Annotated in this window: 6 protein-coding genes; 5 read left to right on the top strand and 1 reads right to left on the bottom strand. The window is 60.0% G+C overall.

The genetic code is table 11. The annotated features are described in order from the left end of the window. The 4 genes from ACC569_RS04990 to ACC569_RS04975 form a co-directional block, all read left to right on the top strand. Window positions 1–960, top strand: a 960-nt coding sequence (locus tag ACC569_RS04990; protein WP_372522394.1) for a hypothetical protein, incomplete at its 5' end; no start/stop codon positions are given. Continuing rightward, complete coding sequence (gene dacB / locus ACC569_RS04985) at window positions 953–2,401, top strand: D-alanyl-D-alanine carboxypeptidase/D-alanyl-D-alanine-endopeptidase (RefSeq protein WP_372522393.1); 1,449 nt, start codon at window positions 953–955, stop codon at window positions 2,399–2,401. The genes ACC569_RS04990 and dacB, both read left to right, overlap by 8 nt. Window positions 2,402–2,473: 72 nt before the next feature. Continuing rightward, on the top strand, window positions 2,474–3,757 hold the full coding sequence (locus tag ACC569_RS04980) for a citrate synthase (RefSeq protein WP_372522392.1): 1,284 nt from the start codon (window positions 2,474–2,476) through the stop codon (window positions 3,755–3,757). Window positions 3,758–3,762: 5 nt separating this feature from the next. Continuing rightward, window positions 3,763–4,137 (top strand): hypothetical protein, encoded by a 375-nt coding sequence (locus ACC569_RS04975; protein WP_372522391.1) that lies wholly within the window; start codon window positions 3,763–3,765, stop codon window positions 4,135–4,137. Window positions 4,138–4,306: 169 nt separating this feature from the next. On the opposite strand, the gene ACC569_RS04970 is transcribed toward ACC569_RS04975, so the two are convergent. Continuing rightward, window positions 4,307–5,425, bottom strand: coding sequence for a 3-deoxy-7-phosphoheptulonate synthase (locus ACC569_RS04970; RefSeq protein WP_372522390.1), 1,119 nt, complete (start codon window positions 5,423–5,425; stop codon window positions 4,307–4,309). An 82-nt stretch (window positions 5,426–5,507) separates the two neighbouring features. Here ACC569_RS04970 and ACC569_RS04965 point away from each other — a divergent pair, with 82 nt between their 5' ends. Beyond that, entirely contained in the window at window positions 5,508–5,876 is a 369-nt protein-coding gene (locus tag ACC569_RS04965; protein ID WP_372522389.1) for a peptide chain release factor-like protein, read from the top strand. The last annotated feature ends 124 nt before the right edge of the window (window positions 5,877–6,000 follow it).

The following is a 6,000-nucleotide window of genomic DNA, read 5'->3' as shown; positions in this document are numbered from 1 at the left end:
AGTTTAACGGAACCCAAAGTTAAAATCTCACTTGCTTGCTGTGTGGACACCTTGAGCGCAACCAACCGCATCATCTTTATCCCTGGGAAAAATCCCAAGCCGCCGGTGGAGGAACACCGGCGGCAGCTCCTGCGCTGCCTGCGGCGTGGCGTCGAGCGCGCCGATCCCGCCGTGGCACAGGAGATCGAGGCGGACAGCCAGGCCTTCCAGGTGATCGCATGGAACCCGCTTTATTACCGGAGCTACAAGCCGCTGGACGAGGACTTGCCGTGGATCGACGCGCTGCTGAAACAGGACGGCCCCACGCGCGCGGACGTGAAAGAGGCGCTGTCGTTCCGGCGCCGGATCGCCTGGCTGCTTTACACCCTCGCCGATGTTTTCAATTTTTTTATTCCGCTGTTGCCCGACCCGGCGGTCAAGAGCACGATCCGGGAAACCGCGCGTTATTTCAGCAACGAAGACAACATCGGGCAACAGGTGCGGGAACTGCTCAAGGCGCCGCTGCGGGAGATGTTTGCCAGGGGCGAACGTGTCCTGGTGATCAGCCACAGCATGGGTTCCGTGATAGCCTACGATTCTTTGTGGGAACTGACGCATATCGAGAAAAATCCGGGCCGCGTGGACCTGTTTCTGACCATCGGCAGTCCGCTTGGGATGCGTTACACGCAGCAGCGTCTGCTGGGCGCGCATGAAAAAGGAGCCAGGCGTTACCCGCACATTATCCGTCACTGGACCAACATGGCGGCCCAGGGCGACCTCACGGCGCTGGACCCGACTCTGCGCGACGATTTCAAGGCCATGCTCGAACTGGGTGTTGTCGAATCGATTACCGATCTCAACGGCGGAATTTTCAATTACTTTCGCAATGACCGTGGGCTGAATGTGCATCGTTCCTACGGATACCTCGTCAATCCCCGGTTGGGCGAGGCGATCGCCAAGTGGTGGAAGGAGGATGCCTGAGATGAGGCGCCCGGCCGCGTGGAAGTCGATGGCATTGTTTCTGCTGGGCCTGTGCTGGCTGGCATCGTCGGCTGCCGACGACAAACTGCCCGATCCGATTGCGGCCGAGCTCAGGCATCAGGGCCTGTCCGCGCGCGGGCTGAGTCTTTACGTGCATGAGATCGGCCAGCTGGAGCCGCTGCTCGCGATAGCGGCCGATACCCCACGGTATCCGGCCTCGACCATCAAGGTGCTGACTACGCTCGTGGCGCTGGAAGAACTGAGCCCGGCGTGGCGCTGGAAGACCGAGGCCTATGTCACCGCGCCGGTCCGCGACGGGCGGCTCGACGGTGATCTTTATATTAAAGGTTATGGCGATCCGTATCTGGTCATCGAACATTTCTGGCGGTTTCTGCGCACGCTGCGCGCCGAAGGTATCGAGACCATTAAAGGCGATCTCGTCCTCGATCAGGGTTATTTCGCGCGCGAGCCGGGCGATGCCGGCGAATTCGACAATCAGCCGCTGCGCGCCTACAACGTCCTGCCGAATGCGCTGCTGGTGAATTTTCAGGCGGTGAATTTCCGTTTCATGCCGCAGCCGGAGGCCGACCGCATGCAGATTTTCGCCGATCCGCTCCCGGCCAACGTCGAAGTGGAGAACCGGGTCACGCTCGCGCGCGGTCCCTGCCGCGGCTGGGCGCATAACCTGGGCATGAAAGTTCAGCACCGGAAGGGACAGACCCGCGTCATCTTCAGCGGCAGCTATGACGCCGATTGTGGGGACAACGAACTGTTCCGCGTCGTCTCCGAACCCGCACCTTATATACTGGGTATGTTCCGCGCGCTGTGGAAGGAACTCGGTGGGCGATTCGAGGGCGAGGTGCGCGAAGCGACGGTCCCGGCCGGGGCACGGCTGCTGGCCACGGTGAACTCGCCGCCGCTGGCCGATATCATTCGCTCCATTAATAAGTACAGTAACAACGTCATGGCCCGCCAGTTGCTGCTCACGCTGGGCGCGGAGCGGAGCGGCGCGCCGGGTACGACGGACAAGGGCATTCAGGTGGTGCACGAATGGCTCAAGCAGCGCCGGCTCGAATTCCCGGAACTGGTGCTCGAGAACGGTGCCGGGTTGTCGCGCGAAGAGGCGATATCGGCGCGCCATCTGGGTGAAGTCCTGCTCACCGCCTGGCAAAGTCCCTATATGCCGGAGTTCGTTTCTTCGCTTCCGATTTCTGCCATGGACGGAACGCTGCGCAAGCGGTTTAATGCAGACGGGCTCGAAGGGCAAATGCATCTCAAGACCGGAAGCCTGCGCGACGTGCGAAGCGTAGCGGGTTACGTGCAGGACCGGACCGGCCGGCGCATGCTGGTGGTGTGTCTGCATAACAATTCGCGCGCCGATACCTCCGCCGGGCAGGCAGTGCAGGAAGCCGTGCTTAAATGGGTTTATGAACGGCCCTGAGATTTCAGGCTGGACAGTCCTTATGGTATGGTCAATTCTTAGGTTTTCGGCTGGCGAGGCGGACGCAACAACATGGCAACCAAATACGTTAACGCAGTGATCTCGGAAGAGCAGGGCGACGGCAGCCTGCCGGTGTTGGAAGGCACGCTCGGGCCCAGCGCCGTGGACATTCAGACGTTGTACGCCCGGCATAACCTGCTCGCCTTCGACCCCGGCTTCCGCTCCACCGCCGCGTGCAAGAGCGCCATCACTTTCGTCGACGGCGACAAGGGCATTCTGCTTTACCGCGGCTATCCGATCGAGGGCCTGGCCGAACACAGCGATTTCGTCGAGGTGGCCTATCTGCTGATGAACGGCGAACTCCCGACGTCGGTACAGCGCAAGCAGCTCGATCTGTCTCTCGGCAGTCACAACATGCTGCACGAGCAGGTGCTGTCTTTTTACCGCGGGTTTCGCCGTGACGCCCATCCGATGGCGGTCATGGTGGGGGTGGTGGGGGCGCTGTCGGCGTTCTATCACGACGTCATGAATATCCGCGACGCCAACGACCGTCAGCTGGCTGCCACGCGTCTCGTCGCCAAGATGCCGATGCTGGCCGCGGCCAGCTATACCTATTCGATCGGACGCCCGCAGCGCTACCCGAACAACCGGCTCGACTACGCTTCGAACTTCCTGCAGATGATGTTTGGCACACCAGCCCAGGAGTACGTCGTCGATCCGGTTTTGGCACGCGCGCTCGACGTGATTTTTATTTTACACGCCGATCACGAGCAGAATGCCTCGACCTCGACGGTGCGCCTCGCGGCCTCGAGCGGCGCCAATCCATTCGCCTGCATCGCCGCCGGCATCGCCTCGCTGTGGGGGCCGGCGCACGGCGGTGCGAACGAGGCCGTGCTCAAAATGCTGATGGAGATCGGCTCAGTTGAGAATATTTCCAAGGCCATCGATCGTGCCAAGGATAAAAACGATTCATTCCGTCTCATGGGTTTCGGCCACCGCATCTACAAGAACTTCGACCCGCGCTCGCTCGTCATTCAGGCGCAGGCGAAGAAGGTCCTGGCGCATCTCGGCAAGGACGACCCGCTGCTCGAGATCGCCATGCGCCTCGAGGAAATCGCCCTCAAGGATGAGTACTTCATCGAGCGCAAGCTGTACCCGAACGTGGATTTCTATTCCGGTATCCTGCTGCGCGCCATGGGTTTCCCCATGAACATGTTCACCGCCGTGTTCGCGGTCGCGCGCACTGCCGGCTGGGTCAGTCACTGGCTCGAACTGCAGGGCGAGTCCCACGGCATCGACCGTCCGCGCCAGATCTATGTTGGCAAGACCCTGCGGCATTATCCGGGCAAGAAGTAGTCGCTATGCACAAATATCTGCTGTTCGCGCTGATGCTTAGCGGTTGCGCGGCGTATAGCGCGACGTCCGGTCAGATCGTGCTGAAGGACGACAGCCAGACTGCGAATTTCCGCTTCAGTGACAGCGACCGCGCGATGATTGAGGGTTACTACAAAAACTCCGCCAGCCGCCAAAAGGCAAAATCATCGGCGCCGGCGAAACTCGTGAAGGGAAATTTCTTACCGTCCAGGATTCAGGGCGAGCCGCTCCCGCGCGAGCTGGAGCAAAAGTTGTCGCCGCTACCGCATCCTTATGCACGCGTGCGAGTCGGACAGGATGTCGTTCTAATGGACAAGAAAACGCGCGTGATGGTGGATGTGGTTTACGGCGTGGCAGATTAAAAGGGTATCCGGAATCCACCGTTGAAAGCAGCCGGGAAATGGAAAGAGGAGCCGCTATCGGCCAACATGAGTCACTCACCGTATTTCAATACTGAAGAGGTAGGAAATCAGGCTATTATGGTAAGTTACGGCAGAAACCGCCTGACCCACTCTGCGAATATCAAATTATTTATTTTTTCAGAAATCGTTGCGTGAGCGCCCGGCGTTTTTCATAAGCCTCGCGCGCGATCGCGATGTCTTCCAGGAAGTAGGGCAGTTCTTCCAGCAGCAGCGCTTGCGGGCCGTCCACCAGGGCCTTCTTGGGCACCGGGTGAAAATCCACGAGGACCATATTGGCGCCGGCGATCACGCCCTGCGCCGTCACGTGCGAGATATCGAGCATGCCGTCGGGAGCGCGGTCACGCGTACCGACGGAGTGTGATGGGTCGACGCACACCGGCATGCGCGTAAGGCGCTTGATCACCGGCACATGCGCGAAGTCCACGAAGTTGCGGTGCGGATCGCCCATGTTGGTTTTCATGCCGCGCAGCCCGAAGACAATGTTACGGTTGCCTTCGCTCGCCAGATATTCGGTGGCGTTCAGCGATTCTTCGAGCGTGATCCCGAAACCGCGCTTGAGCAGCACCGGCAGCTCGTGCTGGCGCCCAACGATCTTGAGGAGTTCAAAGTTCTGTGTGTTGCGTGTGCCTATCTGGATCATCACGCCCGTGGGCTTGCCGGTCTGGTGCAGCGCCTCCTGGATCTCGTGCAGGTGCGAATCATGAGTGACCTCCATGGCGATCACCTTGATGCCGTATTTCCCGGCGAGCTCGAATACCCAGGGCAGGCATTGCTTGCCGTGACCCTGGAACGAATACGGATTGGTGCGCGGCTTGTACGCGCCCATGCGCGTGCACACCTGGCCGTTGTCGCGCAGCGCCTTCAGCATCATTTCTACATGAGTCGGGTTATCCACGGCGCAGAGACCGGCGAAGACGTTGAGATTGTCCTGACTGAATGCGACGCCGTTGTACTCGAAGCCGGTGGGGCGGCTGTCGTCCTTGTGCCGTCCCAGGATGCGGTATTCTTCCGAGACGCGCACCACGCGGTCCACGCCGGGCAGACTCTCGATCTCGGTTTTGTCGAGTGAGGCGGTGTCGCCGATGAGATATATTTCAGTCAGCGTCTGCAAGGTGCCGATCTCCTGATGCACCCGCGTCTTGATGTTCGGTTTGTGCGCCAGGTAGTCGAGAACCTGCTGGTATTCCGGCGTCTTCTCGGTGAGATCGGTTTTAAGGATAACGATCATGCCACTTTTCCTTTATTATTCGGTGCAGCTCAAGGGCGCGTATTCTAACAGAAGGCCCGTTATCTGAAATTAAAGATGCATCATGCGACTGAAAGCCGCTAAACCCCCGCCCTATGCGTTGAACCGCGCGGTTCTGGAACAGGAAGTGCGCGTGGATACCTATCGCGCCTCCGGACCCGGCGGGCAGCATGTGAACCGCACCGAATCGGCGGTGCGCCTGACCCACTTGCCATCGGGCGTGGTGGTGACGGCCACGGAAAATCGTTCCCAGATCCGCAACCGCGAGATCGCTTTCGAACGGCTGATCCACAAATTGCGCGTGCTGAATCACGTGCCCAAGATGCGCAAGGCGACCCGCGTCAGCCGGGGTGTGAAGCAAAGACGGCTGGATGCCAAGAAGCGCCACGCGGCTATCAAGCGCGGCCGCGGCCGGGGGCACGAGGAATATTAGCGTTTCCTCATTCTGCAGGCCTGGGCAAGGCATGCCTGCAGCATTGTCATGCCTGGGGACTTCACGTAGGATGTTTCCACGCCCGACCGGAGTATTACTAGGGGGTGGGCGGTTTGGCAATCAA

This window comes from Sulfuricaulis sp., from assembly GCF_041499725.1.
Classification (GTDB): domain Bacteria; phylum Pseudomonadota; class Gammaproteobacteria; order Acidiferrobacterales; family Sulfurifustaceae; genus Sulfuricaulis.
The sequence above is the reverse complement of the archived record's forward strand: the minus strand, read 5'-3'. Positions and strand labels throughout refer to the sequence as shown.